The organism is Arcanobacterium sp. S3PF19 (genome assembly GCF_000758825.1).
In the GTDB taxonomy this organism is placed as follows: domain Bacteria; phylum Actinomycetota; class Actinomycetes; order Actinomycetales; family Actinomycetaceae; genus Arcanobacterium_A.
On the sequence record NZ_JRMX01000013.1, the window covers coordinates 331981 to 355803 of the forward strand.

The 23823-nt window shown below is 56.6% G+C and carries 18 protein-coding genes; 7 read left to right on the top strand and 11 right to left on the bottom strand.

The annotated features are described in order from the left end of the window. Positions 1–37 precede the first annotated feature (37 nt). Complete coding sequence (locus HMPREF1631_RS04160; RefSeq protein WP_034232664.1) at positions 38–1327, top strand: thymidine phosphorylase; 1290 nt, start codon at positions 38–40, stop codon at positions 1325–1327. A 74-nt stretch (positions 1328–1401) separates the two neighbouring features. Further along, positions 1402–2058 carry a deoxyribose-phosphate aldolase gene (deoC, locus tag HMPREF1631_RS04165; RefSeq protein ID WP_034232666.1) on the top strand — a complete coding sequence of 219 codons (657 nt, stop codon included), beginning with the start codon at positions 1402–1404 and terminating at the stop codon, positions 2056–2058. An 86-nt stretch (positions 2059–2144) separates the two neighbouring features. Here deoC and HMPREF1631_RS04170 read toward each other — a convergent pair whose 3' ends face one another. Together HMPREF1631_RS04170 and HMPREF1631_RS04175 are read right to left on the bottom strand one after the other, a co-directional pair. Continuing rightward, positions 2145–3176: a GNAT family N-acetyltransferase gene (locus HMPREF1631_RS04170; RefSeq protein ID WP_034232668.1), complete on the bottom strand. Its 1032-nt coding sequence runs from the start codon at positions 3174–3176 to the stop codon at positions 2145–2147. Positions 3177–3178: 2 nt separating this feature from the next. Continuing rightward, positions 3179–4447 (bottom strand): DegT/DnrJ/EryC1/StrS family aminotransferase, encoded by a 1269-nt coding sequence (locus HMPREF1631_RS04175; protein WP_156956222.1) that lies wholly within the window; start codon positions 4445–4447, stop codon positions 3179–3181. Positions 4448–4492: 45 nt separating this feature from the next. Here HMPREF1631_RS04175 and HMPREF1631_RS04180 point away from each other — a divergent pair, with 45 nt between their 5' ends. Next, positions 4493–4696 carry a LapA family protein gene (locus HMPREF1631_RS04180; protein WP_156956223.1) on the top strand — a complete coding sequence of 68 codons (204 nt, stop codon included), beginning with the start codon at positions 4493–4495 and terminating at the stop codon, positions 4694–4696. A gap of 155 nt (positions 4697–4851) precedes the next feature. Here the strand turns inward: HMPREF1631_RS04180 and HMPREF1631_RS04185 are convergent, their stop codons facing one another. Both HMPREF1631_RS04185 and HMPREF1631_RS04190 read right to left on the bottom strand, forming a co-directional pair. Then, complete coding sequence (locus HMPREF1631_RS04185; protein WP_034232673.1) at positions 4852–6543, bottom strand: phospho-sugar mutase; 1692 nt, start codon at positions 6541–6543, stop codon at positions 4852–4854. A gap of 27 nt (positions 6544–6570) precedes the next feature. Beyond that, the gene (locus tag HMPREF1631_RS04190) at positions 6571–7395 is read right to left on the bottom strand and encodes a purine-nucleoside phosphorylase (RefSeq protein ID WP_034232675.1); all 825 of its coding nucleotides are present in this window, start codon (positions 7393–7395) and stop codon (positions 6571–6573) included. A 102-nt stretch (positions 7396–7497) separates the two neighbouring features. Here HMPREF1631_RS04190 and HMPREF1631_RS04195 point away from each other — a divergent pair, with 102 nt between their 5' ends. Next, entirely contained in the window at positions 7498–8205 is a 708-nt protein-coding gene (locus tag HMPREF1631_RS04195) for a TIGR00730 family Rossman fold protein (RefSeq protein WP_052047058.1), read from the top strand. Between the two features lie 41 nt (positions 8206–8246). Here the strand turns inward: HMPREF1631_RS04195 and HMPREF1631_RS04200 are convergent, their stop codons facing one another. The 5 genes from HMPREF1631_RS04200 to HMPREF1631_RS04220 all read right to left on the bottom strand — a co-directional run bounded on the left by HMPREF1631_RS04200 (position 8247) and on the right by HMPREF1631_RS04220 (position 13608). Then, positions 8247–8879 (bottom strand): O-methyltransferase, encoded by a 633-nt coding sequence (locus tag HMPREF1631_RS04200; protein WP_232215425.1) that lies wholly within the window; start codon positions 8877–8879, stop codon positions 8247–8249. A gap of 64 nt (positions 8880–8943) precedes the next feature. After that, positions 8944–10062, bottom strand: a complete 1119-nt coding sequence (locus tag HMPREF1631_RS04205; RefSeq protein ID WP_034232679.1) for an Mrp/NBP35 family ATP-binding protein — start codon at positions 10060–10062, stop codon at positions 8944–8946. Positions 10063–10116: 54 nt separating this feature from the next. Next, entirely contained in the window at positions 10117–10647 is a 531-nt protein-coding gene (locus tag HMPREF1631_RS04210; RefSeq protein WP_034232681.1) for a DUF1003 domain-containing protein, read from the bottom strand. 2 nt (positions 10648–10649) lie between these two features. After that, positions 10650–11987 carry a magnesium transporter MgtE N-terminal domain-containing protein gene (locus HMPREF1631_RS04215; protein ID WP_052047059.1) on the bottom strand — a complete coding sequence of 446 codons (1338 nt, stop codon included), beginning with the start codon at positions 11985–11987 and terminating at the stop codon, positions 10650–10652. Positions 11988–12042: 55 nt separating this feature from the next. Continuing rightward, a complete protein-coding gene (locus tag HMPREF1631_RS04220) occupies positions 12043–13608 on the bottom strand; it encodes an aminopeptidase P family protein (protein ID WP_034232683.1) in 1566 nt (521 codons plus the stop codon). Positions 13609–13718: 110 nt separating this feature from the next. On the opposite strand from HMPREF1631_RS04220, the gene HMPREF1631_RS04225 reads away from it, so the two are divergent. Further along, positions 13719–14558 (top strand): PHP domain-containing protein, encoded by an 840-nt coding sequence (locus HMPREF1631_RS04225; protein ID WP_034232877.1) that lies wholly within the window; start codon positions 13719–13721, stop codon positions 14556–14558. Positions 14559–14565: 7 nt separating this feature from the next. Here the strand turns inward: HMPREF1631_RS04225 and HMPREF1631_RS04230 are convergent, their stop codons facing one another. Then, the gene (locus HMPREF1631_RS04230; protein ID WP_034232685.1) at positions 14566–16047 is read right to left on the bottom strand and encodes a DEAD/DEAH box helicase; all 1482 of its coding nucleotides are present in this window, start codon (positions 16045–16047) and stop codon (positions 14566–14568) included. 60 nt (positions 16048–16107) lie between these two features. Then, positions 16108–16332, bottom strand: coding sequence for a DUF3107 domain-containing protein (locus HMPREF1631_RS04235; RefSeq protein ID WP_034232687.1), 225 nt, complete (start codon positions 16330–16332; stop codon positions 16108–16110). A gap of 277 nt (positions 16333–16609) precedes the next feature. On the opposite strand from HMPREF1631_RS04235, the gene HMPREF1631_RS04245 reads away from it, so the two are divergent. Continuing rightward, positions 16610–19957, top strand: coding sequence for a UrvD/REP family ATP-dependent DNA helicase (locus HMPREF1631_RS04245; protein WP_084707410.1), 3348 nt, complete (start codon positions 16610–16612; stop codon positions 19955–19957). Beyond that, positions 19954–23766, top strand: coding sequence for an ATP-dependent DNA helicase (locus HMPREF1631_RS04250; RefSeq protein ID WP_034232692.1), 3813 nt, complete (start codon positions 19954–19956; stop codon positions 23764–23766). The genes HMPREF1631_RS04245 and HMPREF1631_RS04250 overlap by 4 nt, the downstream gene beginning before the upstream one ends. Positions 23767–23823: the final 57 nt, after the last annotated feature.

The following is a 23823-nucleotide window of genomic DNA, read 5'->3' on the forward strand; positions in this document are numbered from 1 at the left end:
TAATGTTTCCCGGTTTACGATTTTAACCGGAGGAAAAATGGCGGAAAAATATGATGTGGTAGATATAATCCGATGCAAACGTGACGGAGGCGTGCTGCAGCCGGAAGAAATCGCGTGGGTGATAGATGCCTATACGCGCGGTGTTGTGCGTGACGAGCAGATGTCTGCCCTGGCGATGGCCGTATTCCTGAAAGGGATGACGGGAACCGAAATTGCACTGTGGACCCGGGCAATGATTGATTCCGGGGAAACAATGGATTTCTCGCATTTGGGACGGGTTACGGCCGACAAACATTCCACCGGCGGCGTCGGAGACAAAATCACCCTGCCTCTGGCTCCGCTTGTTGCCGTATTCGGAGTTGCCGTTCCCCAGCTTTCGGGGAGGGGACTGGGCCATACCGGCGGCACGCTCGACAAGATGGAAGCGATTCGCGGTTGGCGTGCCGAGCTGAGCAATGAGGAAATTATGCGGCAGCTGGGAGTGCACGGCTGCGGTGCGGTTATCTGTGCGGCGGGTGCCGGTCTGGCTCCGGCGGACAAAAAACTGTATGCACTGCGGGATGTCACCGCAACGGTGGACTGCATCCCGCTGATTGCTTCCTCGATTATGTCCAAGAAAATTGCGGAAGGCACGCATTCCCTTGTGCTCGATGTGAAAGTCGGGTCGGGTGCTTTTATGAAGGATCTGGGACGGGCGCGTGAACTTGCCCGCACGATGGTTGATCTGGGAACCGATGCCGGCGTAAAGACCGTGGCTCTGCTGACCGATATGTCTGTGCCTCTGGGGCTGAAAGTAGGCAACGCGCCTGAGGTGGCCGAAGCCGTGGAGGTTCTGGCGGGCGGAGGCCCCCGGGACGTGGTAGACCTTACTCTCGCTTTGGCCCGTGAAATGCTGTCCGCCGCGGGGATGCCGGATGCCGATCCGCAGGCGGCGCTGAAAGACGGCCGCGCAATGGACAAATGGAAGGAAATGATCAGAGCACAGGGAGGAGATCCCGACGCGCCTTTACCGGTGGCGAAACACAGTTACGATGTGCCTGCGCCGGCCACGGGCGAGCTGACGAAACTCGATGCACTGGCCGTGGGCGTGGCTTCATGGCGTCTCGGCGCGGGCCGTGCTTTCCGGGGAGAGCCCGTGCAGGCAGGGGCGGGAATCGAGCTGTTTGCCAAGCCCGGAGACCACGTGCGCAAAGGTGAGAAGCTGATGACTCTGTTCACCGACGAAGAAGACCGCTTTGAGCGTGCTTTGGAATCCCTGGCCGGCGGTTTTGAGATTGGCGGCGGGCACGCCGTGCGTAATTCGGTAATTTTGGACCGTATTTCCTAATCCGAGAGCAAAAGAGAAAACGAAACGAAATCGGCACGGTGTGTGCCGGTACTTTAAGACACAAGGAGACAACAGTGGTAACGCGTGCGCAGGTAGCACAGATGATTGATCATACTTTACTGAAACCGGAAGCGACTTTCGCAGATGTGCGGGCGTTGGTCGAAGAAGGAAAGAAAATCGGCACGTATTCGGTGTGTATTTCCCCTTCCATGCTTCCCCTCCCCGCCGATATTGATTTGGGCGAACTGCGCCTGGCCGCAGTGGTGGGTTTTCCTTCCGGTGCGGTTGCCCCGTCGGTGAAGGCCGCGGAGGCGGCATTGGCGGTTTCTTCCGGTGCGGACGAGATTGATATGGTGATCAACATCGGTTTGGTGAAAGAGCATGACTGGGAAGGCGTGGAATTCGATATTGCTTCGGTGCGCGATGCGGTTCCCTATGCCGTGCTGAAAGTGATTATTGAATCTGCGGTGCTCACCGACGGGGAAATAGTGAAGGTGTGCGAAATTGCAAAATCGGTGGATGCCGATTTTGTGAAAACATCTACCGGCTTTCATCCCGCGGGAGGCGCTTCCGTGCATGCGGTGAAACTGATGAAACAGACCGTGGGAGATGAGATGCAGGTGAAAGCCTCAGGCGGAATCCGGGACGGGAAATTTGCCGCGGAGCTCATTGCCGCCGGGGCGACGAGACTGGGACTGTCTTCTTCGCAGAAAGTTCTTGATACGCTGTAAAAAGTGCGTATATGCCTGCCGGCGTATATGGCGCGGGTTTTGGTGCCGTGGGCGGTATTTTTGATTTTTCCGCCCACGGCCGTATTTTACCGAAGCGTGATTTTCTGTTTTAGGCTGCAGAGCGCGTTCAGCAGACGGTAGCGCCGTTTTCGGATAGGCAGATCCCTGTACGGGGGTACGGAAACGGTTTCCGTGCTGAATTTCGTTTTGAATATGTTCAGCGTATTTAAGTGCGGCGCCAGCTTCGAACCTATTCCCATCAAATCGAGTGTTTTTATGCCTTCGTCCATAAATACCGTGCAGGCGTGCCACAAAAGGCGTTCCGCAGCCAAATTTTTCTGCCCCGCACGGGCGGACGCGGCGAAGTAGTAATATGCCTGTGTGCCGTAGACGGTAAACATCGCCCATGCCTGCACTTTTCCCTCTTCGCGGTAGGTGAAAAGACGCACGGGAAGCGGATTTTCGGCATTCCGCAGTGTCTGCAGAAAACTGAAATAAAAGGTGCCGTTTTTTGCCGAAAATCCTTTTCGCTGCGCGGTGTCTTTCAGCAGGGCAACCGGTTGCGCAAAATCCCGGCAGGAGATCTGTGTTTCTTCCCGGCATTCTCCGCCGCACTCGCGCAGTGCCTTATTCACGTCCCTGCGTCCCCGGGATTTCATACGCCGTTTAACCGCTTCCGGGCCGTCTTCCAGATTGATAACCACGGTTGAATCATAGGAAAGGTGCTGGCAGTCCGGTTCCCCTATTTCACAGAAAGACTGTATTCGCAGAAAATCAATTTTTCGGTCACGCTGTTTCACGTATTTGCGCAGATCCGAAAACAGCTGCCATTCCAAAGCGGAATCCGGGCGGCGGTTCCACACCGGTCCTCCGCGCGACCAGAGAAAATTCAGGTGTTTAATCCTGTACCGCTTAAGCTGCAAAAGAGCGGAAAATCCGTCTTTTTCCCACAGCAGGGGAGAATTGCCGAACAGCTCCCTGCCGGAAGACAGAGCATCGATTTTCTCCCAGTGGGGAGTAGCTTCAAACGGAACGGGACATTCCGTGTCCCGCAGCCGGCGGGCATATTCCGCACGGCCGATAAGAGTAAAAGTGCCCTGTGTTTCACTGTGATTCATGATTACTGTTTTTCCAGCCATTCCCGGGCGGCTGCGGCCAAACGGGCAGCGTGCGCGGGTGTTTCCTGCGTACGTAGATTGATAATGCGCCGGGCGGCGGCTAAAGTCACCGGCAGGCGGGAGGACTGCGCCGGCAGATCATATATCCGGGCGTCTTTTGCTCCCGGGAAAAGGAGAGGACGGTACCAGCGCCCCGGATAAAATCCTTTTTCCCGCAGAGCGTGAAACATTTCTTCGGGATCGATATTTTTTCCCGTGCCCGTCTTTCCCGTTAAGAGCGGGAAGCGCAGCAGCGGATCCCTGCCGCAGACGGCTTTCGGAATCGTGCACAGGGATGGCGGCAGGGTTTTCAGGGCATCGTTGTATATTGCCGTGCATTTTGTAAGCTCATTTTCGTATTGCCCAAGACGTTTCAGTCCGCGGTATACGGCGGCATTGACCCGGGCGTTCGGTGCAAGGCATTTCCCGTTGCCCCGGCCGCCGCATTCGCCCGGGGCAACGGGAGGATAGAAAATATGGGCGGCACACAGCATCTCCCGCAGAAGCGGGGAAAGTCTGCCCGGCAGTCTGCCGAGAACCTTATTTTGCAGTGTGTATGTGCGAATTGCGTTTCCGCGGAGCACGGAAGGCCGGGGCAGCTTTTCCAAAGCGCGTAAAATCAGGTGTCCCGGATATCGGCCATGACGGTCGCCGGTATTGTTTTGCGGAGCGGAGATTTTCGGATTAATCCAGACTGCGGCTCCAAATTTGGTGGGGAGAACTTTTTCCGCGCCGAAAGAATGGACGGAAATATCGGCGATTGGCGTGCCGTCTTCCCGTTTCGCCATTCTTCCCGCGCAGTGGGCGCTGTCTTCAATCAGCAGTGCGCCCTGTCTGTGTGCTGCGTCGGCAGCCTGCTGCGCCGCAAAAGAATCGATGATGCCGAAAGTGTGCTGCAATACCACGGCTGCCGTATGCGGAGGAATGCTGAGCGTGTGCCCGTTCACCGACAGTGTATCTTCGCTGATGTCCGCGTAATAGGGGTGCAGACCTGCATCCAAAATCGGATTCACGGCCGTCAGGCAGGTAAATGCCTGGGTTGCGATATGCTCGGCGGCACATTCTTCTTTCAGTACGCCGAAAATCACCTGCATTGCGTGTCTGGCGCGCAATGCGAGACGCCAGTGCGCGGTATCCGTACCGGTGCGGCGGGCAAGTACTGCGCGGATTTTTTCTTCGTACGCAGTGTCTGTATCGGGTATGTGTGCGGCTCCGGATACATTTTGTTCCATAGGCACAGTATAGGGTATTTTTGTTTTGTATTGATATTTTGCGGTTTGAGGTTAGGATCTGCCATGCCTTTGGGAATGATTGTTTTACACGTTCTTGCCTGCGCGGTGGTGCTGGGAATTATCTGTCTGGCCTTTTGTCTGCACTTCCGGGTGCGGAAACTGAAGCGTGAAAATGCGGAGCTGAAAAAGCGGCTTGCGCACGCGAAGAACTCCGCGTCCTGCGGCTGCGCCGACACCCGGTCCAACTGACTGCCGGGCACACGCGGCCGTCTCAGCGTCCGGCTTCCTGCAAAACGGCCGTGCGGCATCCGTAAAAATCTGCCCGTAAGCGCGGTATCGCACGAACCGCGCCCACGGGCAGACTTTTCGTTTATCCGTAAAACTGCGATGTTTTCGGCAGTGTTTTACAGTTTAAGTGCCTCGTGCATATCCTGCTTAAAGAAGGAAAGACGTTTGGCTGCTTCGGTCTTTGCGGCCCGCAGACCGCCCTCGTCTTCCGGTTTCAGAGGCACAATTACTTCCAGATAGCATTTGACTTTCGGTTCCGTTCCCGAGGGGCGGACAATAACCCGGTCGTTTGCCTCGGTAACGATTTTAACGGCATCGGTTGGCGGAAGCTTTGCGCTTCCCTTGCTCAGATCTTCAAACCGCACCACTTTTGAACCGGCCAGCACGGTAGGCGGGCAGGTGCGGAGTTTTGCCATCGTGGCAGGGATAATAGACAGATCCTCGACCCTGACGGTGACCGGTCCGCTCAGATACACCCCGTGTCTGCGGTAAAGATCATCGAGAGCGTCGGTCATCGATCTTCCTTCGGCTTTCAGCCGGGCTGCTTCCACAGCCAATGCCAAACCTGCGGAAATACCGTCTTTGTCTTTCACGTCGGCGGGATTCACGCAAAAACCGATGGCTTCCTCATACCCGTAAACGATTTTTGGTGCCCGGGCGATCCATTTGAATCCGGTAAGAGTGGCCTGATAGTGCAGTCCGTGGTGGCGGGCTATCTGCTCAAGCAGCCGTGAGGACACGACAGACGAAGCCAAAGTGGCCTCCCGGCCTTTGCCTGCGTTGCGGCGGGCGGCAATCTCGCCGAGAACCGACCCGATTTCGTCGCCGGAGAGCTGCCTCCATCCCTCTGCCGTCGGAACCGCGGCCGAGCAGCGGTCCGCATCCGGATCGGAGGCAATCACAATATCCGCATTCTCTTTTTCGGCAAGGGCAATCGCCAGATCCAATGCCCCGGCTTCCTCCGGATTGGGGAAGGCAACGGTTGGGAAATCGGGATCCGGGGCGATCTGCTCCGGCACGCCGGTAACGTCGGTGAATCCCGCGCCGGCAAAGATCTTCATCATTGTTTCATAGCCTACGCCGTGCATGGCGGTATAAACTATTTTCAGATCCCGGGCGCCCGTCCGCCCCAATTTTTCAACCGTGTTGCGGATATAGGTTTCGATTACCGTTTCCTCGATTTCTTCCCAACCCGATTCGGCAAGGGGAATTTCGTCCGCATGCGGGGCAGCGGCAATTTTCGCCGCAATTTCCCCGTCGGTTGGGGGGATGATCTGAACGCCGTTTCCGTCTGCGTCAACGGCGCGGTTACCCACATAAACTTTGTATCCGTTATCCTGCGCCGGATTGTGGGAAGCAGTGACCATTACGCCCGCATCGGCGTGCAGATGCCGCACGGCAAAAGCCAGCAGGGGAGTGGGCAGGGTGCGGGGCATAATTTTTGCCCGCAGACCGGCGGCGGTAACGATGGCGGCGGTATCTTTGGCAAAGTCGGCAGAATTGTAGCGGGCGTCGTAACCGATGACGACGAGTGCGTCGGAGCCTATTTTTTCTTTCAGCCATGCGGTGAGTCCCGCGGCGGCCCGGCGGACCACGGCGCGGTTCATCCTAAAGGGCCCGGCTCCCATTTTTCCGCGCAGTCCGGCCGTTCCGAACTGAAGAGGACCGCGGAAACGGTCGGCAAGACTGTCTTTCGCGGCGGTGTCTCCGTCTTTGGCCCGTGCCAGCAGCGAACTCAGTTCCGCGCGCGTTTCTTCCTGCGGATCGTGCGCAATCCACTCTTCAATTTCCGTCGTATTGATTTTCATTGCTTTCTCCTGCTTTCTTCAATAATGTTATCTGCACGGTATTTCTTCGAAGATACGTCCGATAATATCTGCCAGTAGTTTTGAAATGCGCCCCCGCGCCGCTTCGCCTGCGGCAAGAACCTCGGCATGGCTGAGATTCTCCGCGGAAATTCCCGCGGCATGATTGGTCACGAGCGAGATCCCCAGTACTTCCATTCCCGCTTCGCGCGCGGCAATGGCTTCCAGGGCGGTAGACATTCCCACCAGATCCGCACCCAGAATCCGGGCCATCCGAACTTCCGCCGGTGTTTCGTAGTGCGGCCCCGGGAACTGGGCATACACACCCTCGGGCAGATCGGGATCCACGCTGTGCGCTATTTGGCGCAGCCGGGAAGTGTAGAGATCCGTCAGATCCGTGAAATTTGCTCCCTCAATCGGGGAGACGGCCGTAAGATTCAGATGGTCGCGAATCAGCACGGCCGTGCCCGGTGACCATTCGGGCACGGTTGAACCGCATCCGTTGGTTAAAATGCATATTTTTGCCCCTGCGGCAGCGGCCGTGCGCACACCGTGCACCACCGCGCGTACTCCCTTCCCTTCATAGTAATGTGTGCGCGCGCCCAAGACCAGTGCGCGGTGTCCCGAAGGAAGAAGGACGGAAGCAATTTTTCCGCCGTGTCCGGCAACCGCCGAAGCCGAGAATCCGGGTACTTCGCCGGCGGGAATTTCAGCCGTTGTTTCGCCGATCAGATTTTCGGTGCCGTTCCACCCGGAGCCCAAAGTCAGGGCGATGTCGTGCCGGGGAACACCGGTGATGTCGGCAATATACTGCGCCGCCTGCGCGGCAGACTGCCGGCCGTTATCGAAATTCATGTGTTGAACCTACTTCTGCTGTGTAACTGGTGTTACTTTATTATTATTCATTATCGGTCATATTTCTATGTGGTTTATCAGGATAGCAGGTATTGTCAAAATATGAAGCGTACAGAAAGTGAATATCAGGCAGATTTTCTTGATTCCGATCCGTGGCGCATCATGCGGATTCAGGCGGAAGTTGTGGAAGGTTTCGGGGCATTTGCCAATCTGGGACCCGCCATTTCCATTTTCGGTTCGGCGCGCACCAAACCGGGGCACAGGCACTATGAATTGGCTTCCCGGATTGCCGCCCTTGCGGCGCAAAACAATTTTGCGGTAATAACCGGCGGCGGCCCGGGAATCATGGAAGCGGCAAACAAAGGCGCTGCCCTGGCAGGCGGCGTCTCCGTCGGCCTGGGTATCGAACTGCCTTTTGAACAGTCCTTAAATGCCTATGTGAACCGGGGAATCAATTTTCGTTATTTCTTCGTCAGAAAACTGATGTTTGTAAAATACGCTCTCGGATTCGTTGTTCTTCCGGGAGGGTTCGGCACGCTTGACGAGCTCTTTGAAGCGATGACGCTGGTGCAGACCCGCAAGATTTCTTCTTTCCCGGTTGTCCTGGTCGGGGCCGATTATTGGAACGGTTTGGTGCAGTGGATCAGAAACACAATGCTGGCGGAAGGAATGATTTCCCCCGGGGACGAAAACATTCACGTGGCGGACACGGCAGAAGAGGCGATGGACATTCTTTTGCGCGGAATTTCCAGACTCGGTGCGGATTCCCGCGGTTCGTCCGCATCTGCGGCGCCGTCTGCGCCCGCGTAACGGATCCGCTGCGCGGGCGGCCCCGGGCAGCATTCGCATAATCAGCGTTTTACGGCGAAGATAAGCCCGTCTCCCACGGGAAGAACAGTGGCGGACAATTCTTCCGCCTCAAGCAGGGCGCGTCCCAGATTGCGCAGCGCAACGGTGACGTTGTCGCGTCTTGCGGGGTCGGCAACGCGATCCTGGTACAGTGCGTGATTGCACACGAGAATACCGCCCGGGCGAAGCATTCTAATCGCCTCTTTGGCGTCTCCCTCCGCTTCCAGAGGATCTCCGTCGAGGTATACCAGATCGTAGGCCGCACAAGCCAGACGGGGAAGGAGATCGCTGCTCAGACCGTTAATTATACGATAGCGCGAAGGTCGGATACCGGCAGCGGCAAAGTGCTCGCGGGCGTATCCCTGCGCCACGGATTCAATATCGATGGTTGTCAGGTTGATAGCCGGGTTCTCCAGCAGCAGCGAAAGGGAAACAACACCGGTTCCCGTGCCGATTTCGGCAACCGTGCGGATATGCGGAAGCAAAACGAGATTTTTCAGAAACTGCACACTGGCTGCACCTGTGGAGGAAATCTGCAGTTCGGCAGCTTCCTTTCTGGCCTGCGTAACCGATTCCGGTTCCGTGTGCAGCTGCTCGGTGTACACCCACGAGGCGGCTTTGTTCTGTGACATCATATCCCTATTTTAACTTCCGTAGTTTCCTGTTGTGCGCTGTTTTTAGTGGCAATCCTCCTAATGCCTATTCGGCGGGGGATGCTTTGCCCTCTTTTTGTACCCTGGCGGCGAGTATCCGCGCGGCGCGGAAAATTTCGTCTTTTGCGGGGGAATCCGTTTTTGCGGCGGCAATCGGCGTTCCGCTGTCGCCGCCTTCGCGCAGCCGCTGTTCAAGGGGAATCCGTGCCAGCAGCGGAACATCGTCTTCAAGCAGTCCGGAGAGCCGGGCCGAGAGAGTTTCTCCTCCGCCCGTGCCGAAGAGATCCATTTTTGTGCCGTCGGGCAGCTGCAGGTAGCTCATGTTTTCGATGATTCCCACAACTTTCTGCTTTGTCTGTTTTGCCATCAGCCCGGCGCGCTCGGCCACTTCGGCCGCCGCTGTCTGCGGAGTCGTAATCACCACGATTTCGGATTTCGGAATCAGCTGCGCCACGGAAATGGCCACATCGCCGGTTCCCGGGGGCAGATCGATAAGAAGGACGTCGAGATCCCCCCAGTAAACGTCGGCAAAGAACTGTTCCAAGGCTCTGTGCAGAATCGGACCGCGCCACACAACAGGCGTATTTTCCTCCATGAACATACCGATGGAAATCACTTTTATCCCGTGCGCAACCGGGGGAATAATCATTTTGTCCACCGCCTGCGGGGGAGTTGTTACGCCCATCATCTGCGGAATGGAAAAACCGTAAATATCGGCGTCCACAATCCCGACCTTCAGTCCCAGCCGGGCCAGCGAAACGGCAAGATTGGCGGTCATGGAGGATTTTCCGACTCCGCCCTTGCCCGAGGAAATGGCGTATACGTGAGTGGCATTGTCTTTTTGGGCGAAGGGAATAACGCGTTCCGGCGCGCCCCCGCGCAGCGTCTCCCGCAGCTTTTTGCGCTGTTCGTCATTCATGACGCCGATATTGATATTTACGGCAGACACGCCCTCCAGCTTAAACAGTTCTTTTTTGACTTCCGCGGTGATGGTATCGCGCAGCGGGCAGATGGAAGTGGTGAGCAGAATCGATACGGTGACGGTACCGTTTTTCGCGAGCGAGACGTTTTCCACCATTCCCAGATCGGTGATCGGACGGTGAATTTCGGGATCAATTACACCTGCAAGCGCTTCGTTAATTTTTTCTACGGAAAGAATCGTCATGCTCCTATTCTAAACTACACACACTTATAAAGGCACACCCGCTGTGAAATGCAATTATTCCCGTTCTTTTTCCAATTCGGCGATCCTGTTTTCAAGCTCTCGGACCTGCTGTGCGTGCGCGGCTAGTTCTTCGGTGAGCGCGCGCAGTTCGGAACGGATAAAATCGCGTGTGGCAACTTCGTTTAATCCCAGACGCAGGGAGGCAATTTCACGCGTAAGAAATTCGGTGTCCGCCAGATTCTGCGCCGCCACCCGCCGGTCCTGCTGCGCATTCACCCGGTCTCTGTCGTCCTGGCGGTTTTGTGCCAGCAGAATCAGAGGTGCGGCATACGACGCCTGAAGGGAGAGCATCAGAGTCAGGGCGGTAAATCCGATACTGGCCGAATCGAACTGCCATTTTTCGGGAGCCAGCGTGTTCCATCCGATCCAAATTCCCACGAATAATGTGAGGTGAACCAGAAAAGCGGGTGTGCCGGTAAACCGCGCTATCCGTTCGGCAACAACGCCGGTTACTTCGCTGTTTCGGCGGGATCTGCGGATTCTGCGGTTATGTTTGTCGAGTGGTTTGTCAAAACTGTCCGGCATTGTCACTCTTTCTGTTTCTCGTATTCACGTTTTTCTTCGGGGAGCTGTGCCGCCCGGTCTTCCAGATCTTCGGTTTCCGAATCGTAATTTTCGTTCACGGTTGCGTCGAGCAGATCTTCGTCGTAATCGCGCCAGTGTCGGGGAAGCAGGTGATCGAGAACGTCGTCTACGGATACCGCGCCCAATAAAATCCCGTCATCGACAACCGGCACGGCGGTAAGGTTGTATGTCGCCAGAATTCTGGTGACCGTGCCGATTTCGTCGGTCGGGGAGAGCGGTTCCAGATCGGTGTCGGTTAAATTGCCGATCAGTGTTGCCGGCGGCTCGCGCAGGGCCCGCTGCAGATGCACAACCCCGAGGTATTTGCCTGTCGGGGTTTCCAACGGCGGCCGGCAGACGAACACCATGCACGCCAGGGCGGGCGGGACATCGGCTCTGCGGGCATGGGCAAGGAAAGTGGCAACGGTTGCGTCCGGAGACAGGATAATCGGTTCGGTGGTCATCAGACCGCCCGCCGAGCGGTCGCCGTAGGACATAAGGCGCCGAACGTCTTCCGCTTCCCCCGGTTCCATTCGGCTGAGCAGCATATCCGCCTGCGGTTGGGGAAGAGCCCCGACCAGGTCCGCGGCATCGTCCGGCTGCATTGCGTCCAGCACATCGGCAGCGCGTTCCACATCCAGACCGGCCACAATATGCACCGCGTCTTCTTCGCCCAATTCCTCCAGCACATCCGCGAGACGTTCGTCGCCCAGCTCTTTTGCGACGGCCAGTACGCGGTCGCGGGGAAGATCGCGGAGAATGTCGGCTACGTCCGGGGCCTTCAGATCTTCCATCTGTGCCACCAGGGATCCCGCTCCCTGATCCGCCAGATTTGTTTTCAGCCCGATCACATCGCGCACCGGAAGAACCGCCGTGTTTCCCGCGTCGGGAGAGCCTTTGAGCATCCGCACATAAACCTGGGTCAGATGCCATTCCCTTCCGCGCTGCAGTTCGATTGCCGCGTCTTCCACGACGGCTTTCCCGGATCCGTCTTTCAGCGTTACCTCACGGTCGAATACCTCTCCGACCACCATTGTTTCCGCCGGACGCTGCGAAAAACGGCGGATATTCACCAATCCGTTTGTGATCACCTGCCCGTTTGCGATTGCGGTTACGCGCGTAAGGGGAAGAAAGACGCGCCTGCGCCCGGCAACTTCAATTACCAGTCCCACGGCGAGCGGATCTGCGGTGAGCCGAAACAGCACAACAAGGTCTGTAACGGTGCCGACCCGATCCCCGATAGGGTCGAAAACATCGGTGCCGGCGAGGCGTCCGACAAAGACTCGTGAGCTGTTTCCCATTGGTGGTTCTTTCTGCGTTGATCGGATTGTTGTTTGCGGAGTATAAGCTCCAATTCTAATGCAGCAGGGTTTGGGAAATCCAGTTTTCAACGGCATCTGCGGTACGCGGGATATTCTCCGACAGACGCTGTGCGCCGTTTTCCGTGACCAGAATGTCGTCTTCTATCCGCACGCCGATGCCGCGCAGCCGCGGCGGTACCTTCAGATCGTCGGCACGGAAATACAGACCCGGCTCAATGGTAAAGACCATTCCCGGCTCAAGCAGTGCGTCCCGGTACATCTCGCTGCGGGCCTGTGCGCAGTCGTGCACATCCATCCCGAGATGGTGGGAAGTGCCGTGGGGCATCCACCGCCGGTGCTGCTGATTTTCGGGAAGCAGGGATTCGGCCGCGCTGCACGGCAGCATACCCCACTTTTCAAGGTATTTTGTGATTACTTCCATTGCCGCGGCGTGTACGTCACGGAAGCGGACACCCGGACGGGAAGCGGTTTCAAAGGCATAATCGGCAGCTTCCAGCACGGCTTCGTAAACTTCCCTCTGCGCCGGGGAAAACTTTCCGCTGACGGGAAATGTGCGCGTAATGTCGGCGGTATACAGGGAATCCATTTCAATTCCCGCGTCCACCAGCATTAGATCGCCCGGCGTTACGGGCCCGTTGTTGCCGATCCAGTGCAGGGTGTTTGCGTGATTGCCGCAGGCCGCGATGGTTTCGTATCCGAGTCCGTTTCCTTCTTCCCTCGCTTTTGCGCCAAATGCGCCTTCCACAACGCGCTCTCCCCTCCAATGGCCGACCGCGCGGGGCAGACTGCGCAGAATCTCGGTAAATCCCCCGCCTGTGGCGTCAATTGCCTTTCGCAGCTCGGAGATTTCAAATTCGTCTTTTTTCAGCCGCAGTTCGGAGGCTGCCTCTGCCAGGGCGTAATCCCGGGCCGGATCGCCGCAGAGCCCGTTTTTGCTGCGTATTTCGGATATCCGTTCGGTAACCTGCGGATCGGCTTCTCGGATAATCCTGATACCGCGCCCGGCGCCGTCTTCGCCCGCGCACAGATCTTCGTAAAGGGAATCTATATTCTTTACCCGCAGGCCGGTCAGAACAGACATTTCCGCGCTGCTCATGCGGGCACCGACCCAGAATTCCCCGTAGCGGGAATCGGCATAAAATTCTTCGCTGCTGCGGCTCGTGCGCGGATGGAAATACAGAACAGCCTGATGTGTGGGCTCCGCTTCGGATACCTCCGCCCCCGGTTCGGACAGCGGCCGGAGAACGAGCACCGCCCCGGGTTCGCGTTCTCCGCCCAATCCCGACAGATGGGCAAAGGCGCAGTGCGCGCGGAAACGGTAGTCTGTATCGTTGGACCGCACTTTCAGTTCGCCTGCGGGAAATACGAGATATTCGCCGGGGAAGAGACGTCCGAGTTTCAGATGCCGGGCCGGAAGATAATCGGCCACGGCGGCGCGGGTCGGGCCCGCCGGGCGTTCTCCCCAGTCCTCACCGATAAATTTTCGGAAAACCGGACTTTCCGGACGCTGTGTGCGATTGTCTGCGCGTTTCGCGGCCTCTGTTTTCAAAGCCGCGGAAGTTTCTGTGTTTTTGCTGTTGTCTGCCACTTTTTCTGCCATATGTCCATTATTCCACTTTTGCCGTGAAAAGGCATACCGGGTGAAGCCCGGCAGACGGGTCCATTCCGGGCGAAAAAGATATTTTTCCCGTGTGCACGTACAATTACGGTGTGCGCATTGATTTACATACCCATTCGCTTTGTTCGGACGGCACGGATTCTCCCGCGCAGCTGGTTGGGAAGGCCAAAGCCGCCGGTTTGGATGTGCTTGGTCTCACCGATCACGATACCGTGCGGGGGTGGGACGAGGCGGCGCGCGCGGCAGCCGAAAACTCAGTGCGCCTTGTGCGAGGCATGGAACTGACCACCGAATATGCAGGAGTATCCGTACATCTGCTGGGCTATCTTTTCGACCCGGACAACGGCGCGATCAGGTCCCACTGCGCGCGAATGGCGCGGGAGCGGCGCGAACGCGCCCAAAAAATCGCCGAAAAACTGGCGCGGGATTTCCCTTTTTCTTTCTCCGAGATGGCTGCCCGGATTCCGCCGGGCGTGCCTTTGGGGCGCCCGCATATTGCCGATGAGCTTGTGCGGCTGGGAATCGTCCCCAACCGCAGCGCGGCTTTCGCCTCGCTTTTGTCTCCCGGGAGCAAATACTACGTGCGCGGATACGCCGCCTACACGCCCGAAGCCATCGAATGGATCAACAACGCGGGAGGGAAAGCCGTGGTGGCACATCCGAAAGCGGAAAAACGGGGACGGGTGCTGCCCGACGCGGCGCTTTTCGCTCTCGCCGAAGCGGGACTGTTCGGTGTGGAGACCGATCACCGCGACCACAGTGCCCGCTCCCGCCGGGAGCTGTCTGAGTTGGCGCGGAAAGCGGGGCTGCTGCGTTTCGGTGCCGGCGACTATCACGGCAGGGGCAAACCCAACCGGCTGGGGGAGTACACCACTTCCGCGCGGGTGCTGGAAGAATTGCGAAAAAACACTTTCCTGCCCATCGCGGAGTGAGAGGAATTTACGGTTTGCGGATTCTTCTGCGCCGGCGTTTTCTTTTTTCCTCTCCGCCGCGGGTGTCTGCCGTATCCGTTCCGCGGGCAGGCAGCTTTGTGCGCTTTCTGCCGTGGGTCGCCTTTTTCCCCGGATTTCGCCTTCCCTCTCCCTGTTTTTCCGCAGGGGGCTGTTTTCCGGGCAGCCGGCCGGTTACGTCGGTAGGAATATCCAGATCCGTGTAAAGGTGTTCCGAGGTGTGGTAAGTTTCCGTGGGTGTGGGGAAATCCAAATGCAGTATGCGGTTAATCAACGCCCAGCGCGTGGTGTCTTCCCAGTCCACAAAGGTGATTGCCGTGCCGCAGTGGCCTGCTCTGCCCGTGCGTCCGATGCGGTGGAGATATATTTTCTCGTCTTCCGGGCACTGATAATTGATGACGTGCGTAACATCGTCGATGTCGATTCCCCGGGCGGCAACGTCGGTTGCCGTCAGCACGTCAATGCTGCCTTTGCGGAAAGCGCGCAGAGCCTGCTCGCGCGCCGGCTGTCCCAAATCCCCGTGCAGCGCGCCGACGGCAAATCCGCGCTGTTTCAGCTCTGCCCGGAGGTTTTCCGTAGCCCGTTTCGTCTTGCAGAAAATGATCGTGCGTCCGCGGTTGCGGGCCTGCAGAATGCGTGCGATTACCTCGGCTTTATTCAGACTGTGGCACCGGTATACAAGCTGCCTGACGGTTTTTACGGTGGAGGTGTCGTCGCCCGGATCCTGCGCACGGATGTGTGTCGGTTTCGACATATACCGCCGTGCCATTGTGATTACCGCGCCGGGCATCGTGGCCGAAAACAGCATCGTGTGCCGGGTGGAGGGAGTTGCGTTTAAAAGCGTCTCCACCGATTCAAGAAAACCGAGATCCAGCATTTCGTCCGCCTCGTCAAGCACGACCGTGCGTATGCAGTCCAGACGCAGAACGTGCTGCCTTTTCAGGTCGATCAGGCGTCCGGGGGTGCCGACCACGATTTCCGTGCCCTGTTTCAGCGCGGTTATCTGCGGTTCGTAGGCTTTTCCGCCGTATATTTCGGTAATCCGCAGAGAGCGGTTTGCCCCTGCGGCCCTTAAGTCTCCCGCAACCTGTTTGGCAAGTTCCCTGGTCGGAACGATGACCATTCCCTGGGGAAGGCCGGGGTGGGGAAGTTCCTCCCATCCCCTTTCGCCCTCTCCGACAGCCGATTCCAGCATCGGAATTCCAAATCCCAGCGTTTTGCCCGTGCCCGTTTTCGCCTGTCCGATTATGTCCGAGCCTTTCAGGGCGATTGGCAGAGTGAGTGCCTGGATGGGGAAAGGATGGGTAATGCCGTGTGCGGCAAGGGCCTGCACAATCGGCGCGGAAACGCCGTAATCGGCGAAACTTTTTTTGCTCAGTTCGGCGGCGCTTTCGCCCCCGACGATGTCGGCCTGCACCTGTTTCGGGGGCAGGGCGGAAACGGAATCGGTGATTCCGGAAATTTCAGTCATTGTGTGTTCTTTCGTTTTCTGTAACGTGTTTAATTCTTTGCCGGCCGTCCGTTTTTACTCTTACGCAAAACCAAATCCCACCCGCTGCCGGTCGTTTTGCGCGGTGCGGATATATCCGAGAGCGGCCGGCGGTACCATGACCAGCGTTCCGTCCGTGCCGCGCAGTGTGAGCACCCCGCCGCCGGCCAGTGCGGCTTCCACAGCCTGTGTCAGCTGCTCTTCCGTGAGTTCGACATTAAGTGAAATAGGTGTTCCGCCGCCTGTGATACCGATATTTATTTCCATCTTTTCTTTCCGTCTGTTTTGGATTCTCTTATTTCGTATCCATTTTATCTGCTTATTCTTCTTATTTACGAAATTGTGGGCAGACAGTATTTTCGTTTACAGCTTAAGACATTTTTTCGCCGATTTCCGCGGGGAAACGGAAAAGAGAAATTTTTCGCGTTTTCGGGAAAGGAGACGGCCGGGATTTTTTGGGGAGCTGCCGGGTATATTTGGATTATGGTATTTTACTGTCCGGATACGGCTTCCGGCAGTGTGCACGGCAGCCCGAAACGGGTGAATGGAGGTTAAGATGGCCGGCAGTTCCTGTCCGCGGCAGACAGATAAGAAGGCGGCGGCCGACGGCTGCGTGCCCGATGCCGGCCAGCGCGAACTTTTGGACCGTTTTACGCATATGCGCCCGGGAGTTCCGCCTGTGTTCAGTGTTCTCGGAGTGCCGGGAGCGGGAAAAACATTTACTCTAAGGGCGGCGGTGAAAGAGCTTACCGCTTTGCAAAAGGGGATCCGAATTGCCGTTATTGCCCCCGGCCGGAAAAACGCGGAGCGTCTGCGAAACACGCTTTCCCTGGATTTGGGCGGCCTTCCCGCGGGAGTGGAGGTAAGGTCCCTTGCGGGGTTTGCGTTTTCCGTGGTTTGCCTGATGTCTTCTTTTACGGGTCGCGGCGAGCCGCAGCTGCTCTCCGGCCCGGATCAGGATGTACTGGTCAAAGACGCTTTTGAAGCCGTGCAGAGTGACGGCGTGCTGCGGAATAAATTTCGGCTGCTGTTTGAAAAAGCCGGATTTCGTGTGGGCTGGGAAAAGCTAATCGGAATGCCGGCATTCCGGACCGAATTCAGGGAGCTGCTTGTCCGTGCCGCCGAGCTTGGAATCGACGCGGGGGAATTGGCCGAATACGGTAAGAATTTCGGTGAATACGGGTGGCAGATCGGAGCGGAACTGATGCCGCTGTACGAAGACTGCTGTGCCCTGGAAACGGCAATATCCGCACAGAAAAAGCTAAAACTGGATCATGCGCGGCTGGTTCGCGAAGCAGTTCGGATTCTGCACGGAAAATCCGGGGATTTTTTGCAGGTGCGGGAAAAATGGGACTGGATTTTATTCGACGATTTTCAAAACAGCACTTTAATTTCTCTGGATCTTCTGCGCGAACTGCATTCATTGGGGTCGGCAATAGCTGTTTTCGGAAATCCCGATACGGCGGTGAACGGTTTCCGGGGAGGTATTTCCTCTCTGCCGCTGCGGATCTGCAGGCCGGAAAAAGACGGAGGCCTGAATGCGCAAAAATTTACGCTGCAGGGATCATACCGGCTTTCCGGGGATTCGGCGCGGATCGCGCTGCTCGTGACCAACGGTATCAGAACCCGTGAATACGGCACTCACAGGCGTGTGCTTGCCGCCCGGGCGGCGCAGGACTCCGCGCCGGCCGGGCAGACAGGTGTGCATCTGCGGATCTATCCCGACACAATAAGTGAAATTACGGATATCGCAAACGAATTTATGCGTATTAAACATACGGTGCCGGGGGCGAATTGGTCGCAGATGGCCGTTATCACGCGCGGGCAGAGCATTCATCATGAAATTTTTGCGGTTTTTCGGAATGCCGGAATTCCGGTGCGCCGGATCCGCTCGGATCTGCCTCTGTCCAAACAGCCCATTGTGGCGGCAATTGCCGAATTGGCGGAACTGGCGCTGTTTTCCGCACCCGACGCGGCGCAGTATGAGAATCTGCTTGACGGAGTCCTGAGGGGAAAATTCTTCTCGCTGACCAACCGGCAGATCAGAGCAATGAAAAATGAGATTTGGGGATGGGAGCTTGCCGCGGGCGGCGAACGGACGCAGTCGGAGGTAATTTGCGACATAATCCGTGCGCATCCGAAATCTCCGGTATGGAAAGTTCCCGCGGCGGCGAAACTGGCCCGGATTGCGAAAGCGCTCCGGGAGGACGTAAAACAGAAAAGAAATGCCTATGAGGTGCTGTGGAACATCTGGCAGAATCTGGATCTGGCTTCAAAATGGCAGGATCTTGCCCTGCGCGATACAGCGCAGAGCGAACGCATTAATCCGGATCTGGATGTGCTGATGCAGCTTTTTTCCGCCGCACGCAGAGCGTGTGCGCGCAACGGAGAAAATCTGCCGTTTACCGATTTTATGGACGATTTGGCCGCCTTGGACATAGCGGAAGACTCTCTGGCCCCCGGCAGGGAGGAAGCCGACCGGGTAACTTTTACCACTCCTTCCGGATCGGTGGGGAGAAGCTGGAGATATGTCGCGGTGTCGGAGGTAAACGAGGGAGTCTGGCCAAATCCCAGACCGCATAATCCCGTTTCGCATGTGCCCCGGCTTGTCAGTGTGCGTTTGGATGCTGCGATGCCGCAGCACGAAGAATCGGGTGCTTTTGCCCGGTCTCACGAAGATGTGGTCGACGGGGAGCTGAAAGCGTTTTTACAGGCTGTAACGCGCTCGGAAAAAGAATTATTCGTTACATGCGTCAAAAATGAGGAGACGCATCCGTCTCCGTTTATCGGTATGCTCATCCGCCGCGAAAAAGCGGCCCAAAACGGGGAAGATGCCGGCGGCGGCAAAAACGAAAAAAAGAAGGATTTCCGCCTGCTGCCGGAATACGTCCGCACGGCCGGCCGGGATTATGAGTATACGGCTTTGATCGGCAGGCTGCGCCGTTTCTGCATGCTGGACGAACCGGAGATTAAAAGAGCGGCCCGGGAAGTTCTCCGCGACTATGCGGATTTTTCCGCTGCCGGCGGCCCGTCTGCGCAGGATATATGGTACAGCGAATTGGAGCTGTCCACCGAAGCGGAGAATCCCGAATACTGCAGTATTTCCCCTTCGGGTTTTGAGGCAGTGCAGCGCTGTCCCCTGAATGCGTTTTTTTCCCGGATCGGAGGGCAGGACGCCGATGTGCAGATCCCGGCGGCGGTAGGTACGCTGATTCATTCAATCGCGGAAAAATATCCGTTTGGGGGTTTGGCCGCAATGCGGGAAGAATTATATTCCCGTCTGCCGTCGGAAGTGCCCTGTTCCGATCCGCTAAACAGAAACAAATGGCTGAATGCGGCCCTGAAAATGCTTTCCGCGTACCAGATGTATATAGACGGGGGAAACTATGCGCAAAGGCGGGTAACGGTTTTGCCGGAAACGCAAGCCTCACTGAAAAATACCGGGAAAAAATATACCGTGCGTGCCCGTATCGACCGGATCGAAATTGACGAAGATGAAAAAACGGCAAGAATAATAGATTTCAAAACGGGGAAAAAGGCAATCAGCAAAAACGATGCGCAAAACAACGCGCAGCTGCGCATATATCAGTGGCTGATTCGGAAAAACGCAAATATGAACCTGAAAAGCGAATTGCGGAAAAAGCTTTCGCACTCCGATCTGACCGGGGCGATGCTGCTTTATCTGCAGGATACCTCCCGCAGCGGGGAACCCGGGCAACGCCTGCAAAGTCCGCCCGACGAAGAAGACATGAAGCGGACCGAAGAAGAGCTGGCGCAGGCCTCCGTGCTGATGAGACAGGGAAATATCCGGGCCGTTCCCAATGCGCTGTGCGGACGGTGTGAATTTGCAAATCTCTGCCCGGCCCAAAACGGCGGAAGGATTTTCTCATGAATACGGATTTTGCCGGACTCCCGCGAAAAGAAGCAGAGCGCGAATTCTGTCTGCACAGCAAATTTCCCCCAACCGACGAACAGCGGGAAGTGATATTTTCCGATGCGCCCAGAATGCTCGTGGTCGCGGGCGCCGGATCGGGGAAAACTACCACTGTCAGCAGGAAAATAGCGTGGAACGTGCTGCGGAACAATGTGGCGCCGGAAAGAATTTTGGGTCTTACTTTTTCCAAAAAAGCAGCTGGGGAGCTGTCCGATTCGGCACTGAAACAGATTCGGATCATGAAAGAGGAACTCGGCTGCGGGATCGCGGTTCCCCCTGCCGACGGGGAAAATTTTGCGCAGGTCTCGCGGCAGATAAAGGCGGATATGAATACTCCGCAGATAGCTACCTATAATGCTTTTGCGGCGGATGTGGCATTAAATTATGCAATGCTGATCGGAAAAGATCCGCGCTCGCGGCTGATCACCGATGCCCGGCGGTATCAGATTATGCTTCGTCTCGTGCAGTGCCATGAATACACGAAAGAACAGTCCGAACTGATCGGAGACATTTCGGACGCCAAGATAGCCGAGGAAGCGCTGTGTCTGGCTGCCGCGGTCACCGATAACTGTCTGTCGCCGGGCGCGGTAAAAGCCGAAGTACGGCGCGAACTGGCAGCTTTGGATGCGGTGCGCGCGATACCCGGCACTTTCAGGAAAAAAGAGGCAATGGGCACGGAAGCGGCAAAAAGCGGACTTTCCGAATTTCTGAAAAAAAGTATCGAATCTTTGGAGCAGAAACTGATTCTCCTGGATCTGACGGAAGATTATTTCGCCTATAAGGAATCGGAGTCTCTGCTGGAATACTCCGACCAGGTTGCGTGGGCAACGCAGATTATAGAACAGGTGCCTGCCGTGGCCCGGGAGATAAGCTCCCGGTATGATTTGGTGCTGCTGGACGAATATCAGGATACTTCCGTGAATCAGGCACGGTTTTTGCACGCCCTGTTTAAAAACGTGAAAACCGTCTGTGCGGTGGGGGATCCGAATCAGGCAATTTACGGGTGGAGGGGTGCCGGGGCGAACGCCCTGGACCATTTTGTGCGGCAGTTCGGGGTGAAGAGAGAAGATATTGCAAATCTTTCGGTTTCGTTCCGTAATCCGGAAAATGTGCTGAGAGCGGCAAATACGATCACAAAGGGATTCGCGGCAGGGCATTGCGTGCAAGACCTCTACACCCCGTTTGAAAATCTGCCCCCAAAAAACCGCTATTGGGCGGCGGAGCCGATAACGGCTGCGGGAAAAACCGATTTGCCGCTAAAGGAATTGCGTACGCTTTCCGCGCTGCGGGAAAAGCAGGTGCCGGAGAAACGGGAAGGAAAAGCGGATGGCGAAGGAGAGGTATGCGTAATCTACAGACTTTTGCGCGACGACACGTACCGCCTGATCGCCCGGCGAATCAAACGGGAATTCACCCGCCGCGCCGCGGAGGGAAAAAACGGAAACCGCAGCCGGCCCACGGCGGCAATTTTGGTCAGAAGTCATAAATTTACCCGGAAAGCAACGGAACAGCTAAGCCTGCTGGGTCTGAAATACGAAGTTATAGCCAACGAGCCTCTGATTAAAATGCCCGAAATCAGGATGATCAGAGCTTTGCTTGGCTATGCGGCTGCCGAGACGAGAGGAGACTGCGCACTCATGCTGTGCAACTATTTCGCTCTTGGGGCCACGGACTTATATTATCTGTCCAAAGTGAAAGTGCCGGATTTGGACGATCCGCAGATCCGTCCGGCGCTCGGTCACAGGATTTTGGCGTTTGCCGCGTCTTCCGCGCCGGAATTGGGTGAAGCTGCGGAAAAAATAACGTCTTCGGGAGCGAAGAGAATCAGACTTATAGCGGATCTGCGGCAGAAAGTGAATCTGAGACTAAAGGAATATCTGCCGGATCTGATCCGTTACTGCGCCCGGCTGCTGCAGCTGCCGCAGGCTGCGGCAGCACGCGCAAAAGGCGGAACAAAACTGCGCAATGCCCTGCAGATGTTCGGGGAGCTGGCTGCCGCCCATCTGGAAGAAAATCCCGGAAATAATTTGGACACCTTTCTGACCTGGGTAGACACGGTGGAAGAAAAAGAAAAAACCGGGGAAGACATAGACGGCGAAGACGCGGCCCTGATCGATATGGCCGACGGGATTACGCCGCAGCCGGGAACGGTGCAGATTCTGACAATGCATGCGGCAAAAGGTCTGGAGTGGGATATCGTGGCGCTTCCCGAGCTTGTGGAAAACGTCGGGAGAAAAGATTCGCGCGGGTTGGGGATATGGCAGCAGCAAAGAAAGATGCTCCCTTCCACTCTGCGTCTGGACCGCGACTATATCCCCGTATTCAGTGCCGCGGAGGACGGCGATTTGGGGGAATATGATTTTGCGGAAAAAATCATATTCGCGTGTAAGCTGTTTGACTTCAGATACCGTAAACTTCCGCAGTATGATTTGGCGGAAAAACGCCGATTGGCATATGTGGCCTATACAAGGACGAGAGACCTTCTGATTTTGGCAGCGCACGCTTTCAGAGACGAGGCCGACCTGGCCGGGGGAATCGAACGTGCGCGGAAACGAAACGGCAGCACGCAAAAGCCGGAAGATGCCGCGGGGAAGGAAACCGGTGCGCCGGCATCAGACGGAACCGGGGAAGAACAGGCGGAAAAGAAAGATTTCGCAGTTCCCATGACCTGCAAACCGGATCTGTTTTTACGGGAAATTATCGCCGGGCATACCGGTAGCGTGAAATATGCGCCGGAAAACGACTGCCCCGATTTTATCTGCGGAGCGGACGGATCATTGGCCGATGACGTATTTGAGGTAACGTATTCGCAGATCTGCCGGTGGGCGGAAAAGAACGGTTACAGTCTGCAGACCCTGGGGGAAGTGTCCCGGTATCCGCAGTGGCCAAAAGATGTAGACAGAACCTTAATCCACTCCCTTCCCGCGGAAGAAAAAGCAGCTGCGGGGCAGACAGAGAAAATACTGTCGGAAATTGGGAAAATTCGGAAGAATCTGAGTTTGCTCGGATCCGGGGAAAAACACGACGCTGTTCCTTTCCCCGACGGCGAGGGCTGCTACACCGCTTCGGAAATAGTGGCGCTAATGCAGGATCCGGGTGCGTATATGAGGCAGAAACTGCGTCCGCTGCCCCGGGCGGCCACGCGGGCCGCATTGACGGGAACCGAGGTACACGCGCAGATTGCGGCGTATTTTGGGCACGGCAGATACATTGATCCCGATGAACTGAACTTCGGGGAAGACGGTCAGCCTTATGATGCGTTTGGCGAAGACGGTCAGCCCGATGCGCATTTTTCCGGTGAAAACGGGTCTTTGGGGGACGGATCTTGGGCAGAAGCGTCAAAACACAGCGGGGAATTAATGCGCAGGTTTACGGAATCGGAATTTGCGCGGTTTACGCCGCTGGCCATTGAGCAGCCTGTGGAACTGGTGATCGCGGGCAAACCGGTCAGGTGCACGATAGACGCCGTATTCGACACGTCGTCTCTTGCGGGATACAGGAAAGTTACGGTTGTGGACTGGAAAACGGGCTGCCGCCCTCCGTCCTGTGTGCTCACCCAAAGGCAGTATCAGCTGGCCCTGTACCGGCACGCGTGGGCGCACAGCAGTGGGGTGCCGGAAGCGGATATTGACGCATTTTTCTGTTTCCTGGGCGAAAAAGATCCGCAGAACAGAATAGTGCGGGCGGGAGACATCACCCTAAAAGAGCTGGAAGAGGCGGTGAAAGAGCATCTTTTGGCGGGATGGTCCGAATTAAATACGCGCTAAACTTATCCGGCCGGCGGCAGAATAAATCAGCCGCTGTGCGACGAAGTTTCGGTTTTG

What these genes read in the sequence shown, in the direction of transcription:
- HMPREF1631_RS04160 (WP_034232664.1), top strand. Translation starts at nt 38, where the DNA reads ATGGCGGAAAAATATGATGTGGTAGATATAATCCGATGCAAACGTGAC.
- HMPREF1631_RS04170 (WP_034232668.1), bottom strand. Translation starts at nt 3,176, where the DNA reads ATGAATCACAGTGAAACACAGGGCACTTTTACTCTTATCGGCCGTGCG.
- HMPREF1631_RS04175 (WP_156956222.1), bottom strand. Translation starts at nt 4,447, where the DNA reads ATGGAACAAAATGTATCCGGAGCCGCACACATACCCGATACAGACACT.
- HMPREF1631_RS04185 (WP_034232673.1), bottom strand. Translation starts at nt 6,543, where the DNA reads ATGAAAATCAATACGACGGAAATTGAAGAGTGGATTGCGCACGATCCG.
- HMPREF1631_RS04190 (WP_034232675.1), bottom strand. Translation starts at nt 7,395, where the DNA reads ATGAATTTCGATAACGGCCGGCAGTCTGCCGCGCAGGCGGCGCAGTAT.
- HMPREF1631_RS04195 (WP_052047058.1), top strand. Translation starts at nt 7,498, where the DNA reads ATGAAGCGTACAGAAAGTGAATATCAGGCAGATTTTCTTGATTCCGAT.
- HMPREF1631_RS04200 (WP_232215425.1), bottom strand. Translation starts at nt 8,879, where the DNA reads ATGATGTCACAGAACAAAGCCGCCTCGTGGGTGTACACCGAGCAGCTG.
- HMPREF1631_RS04205 (WP_034232679.1), bottom strand. Translation starts at nt 10,062, where the DNA reads ATGACGATTCTTTCCGTAGAAAAAATTAACGAAGCGCTTGCAGGTGTA.
- HMPREF1631_RS04210 (WP_034232681.1), bottom strand. Translation starts at nt 10,647, where the DNA reads ATGCCGGACAGTTTTGACAAACCACTCGACAAACATAACCGCAGAATC.
- HMPREF1631_RS04215 (WP_052047059.1), bottom strand. Translation starts at nt 11,987, where the DNA reads ATGGGAAACAGCTCACGAGTCTTTGTCGGACGCCTCGCCGGCACCGAT.
- HMPREF1631_RS04220 (WP_034232683.1), bottom strand. Translation starts at nt 13,608, where the DNA reads ATGGCAGAAAAAGTGGCAGACAACAGCAAAAACACAGAAACTTCCGCG.
- HMPREF1631_RS04230 (WP_034232685.1), bottom strand. Translation starts at nt 16,047, where the DNA reads ATGACTGAAATTTCCGGAATCACCGATTCCGTTTCCGCCCTGCCCCCG.
- HMPREF1631_RS04235 (WP_034232687.1), bottom strand. Translation starts at nt 16,332, where the DNA reads ATGGAAATAAATATCGGTATCACAGGCGGCGGAACACCTATTTCACTT.
- HMPREF1631_RS04245 (WP_084707410.1), top strand. Translation starts at nt 16,610, where the DNA reads ATGGAGGTTAAGATGGCCGGCAGTTCCTGTCCGCGGCAGACAGATAAG.
- HMPREF1631_RS04250 (WP_034232692.1), top strand. Translation starts at nt 19,954, where the DNA reads ATGAATACGGATTTTGCCGGACTCCCGCGAAAAGAAGCAGAGCGCGAA.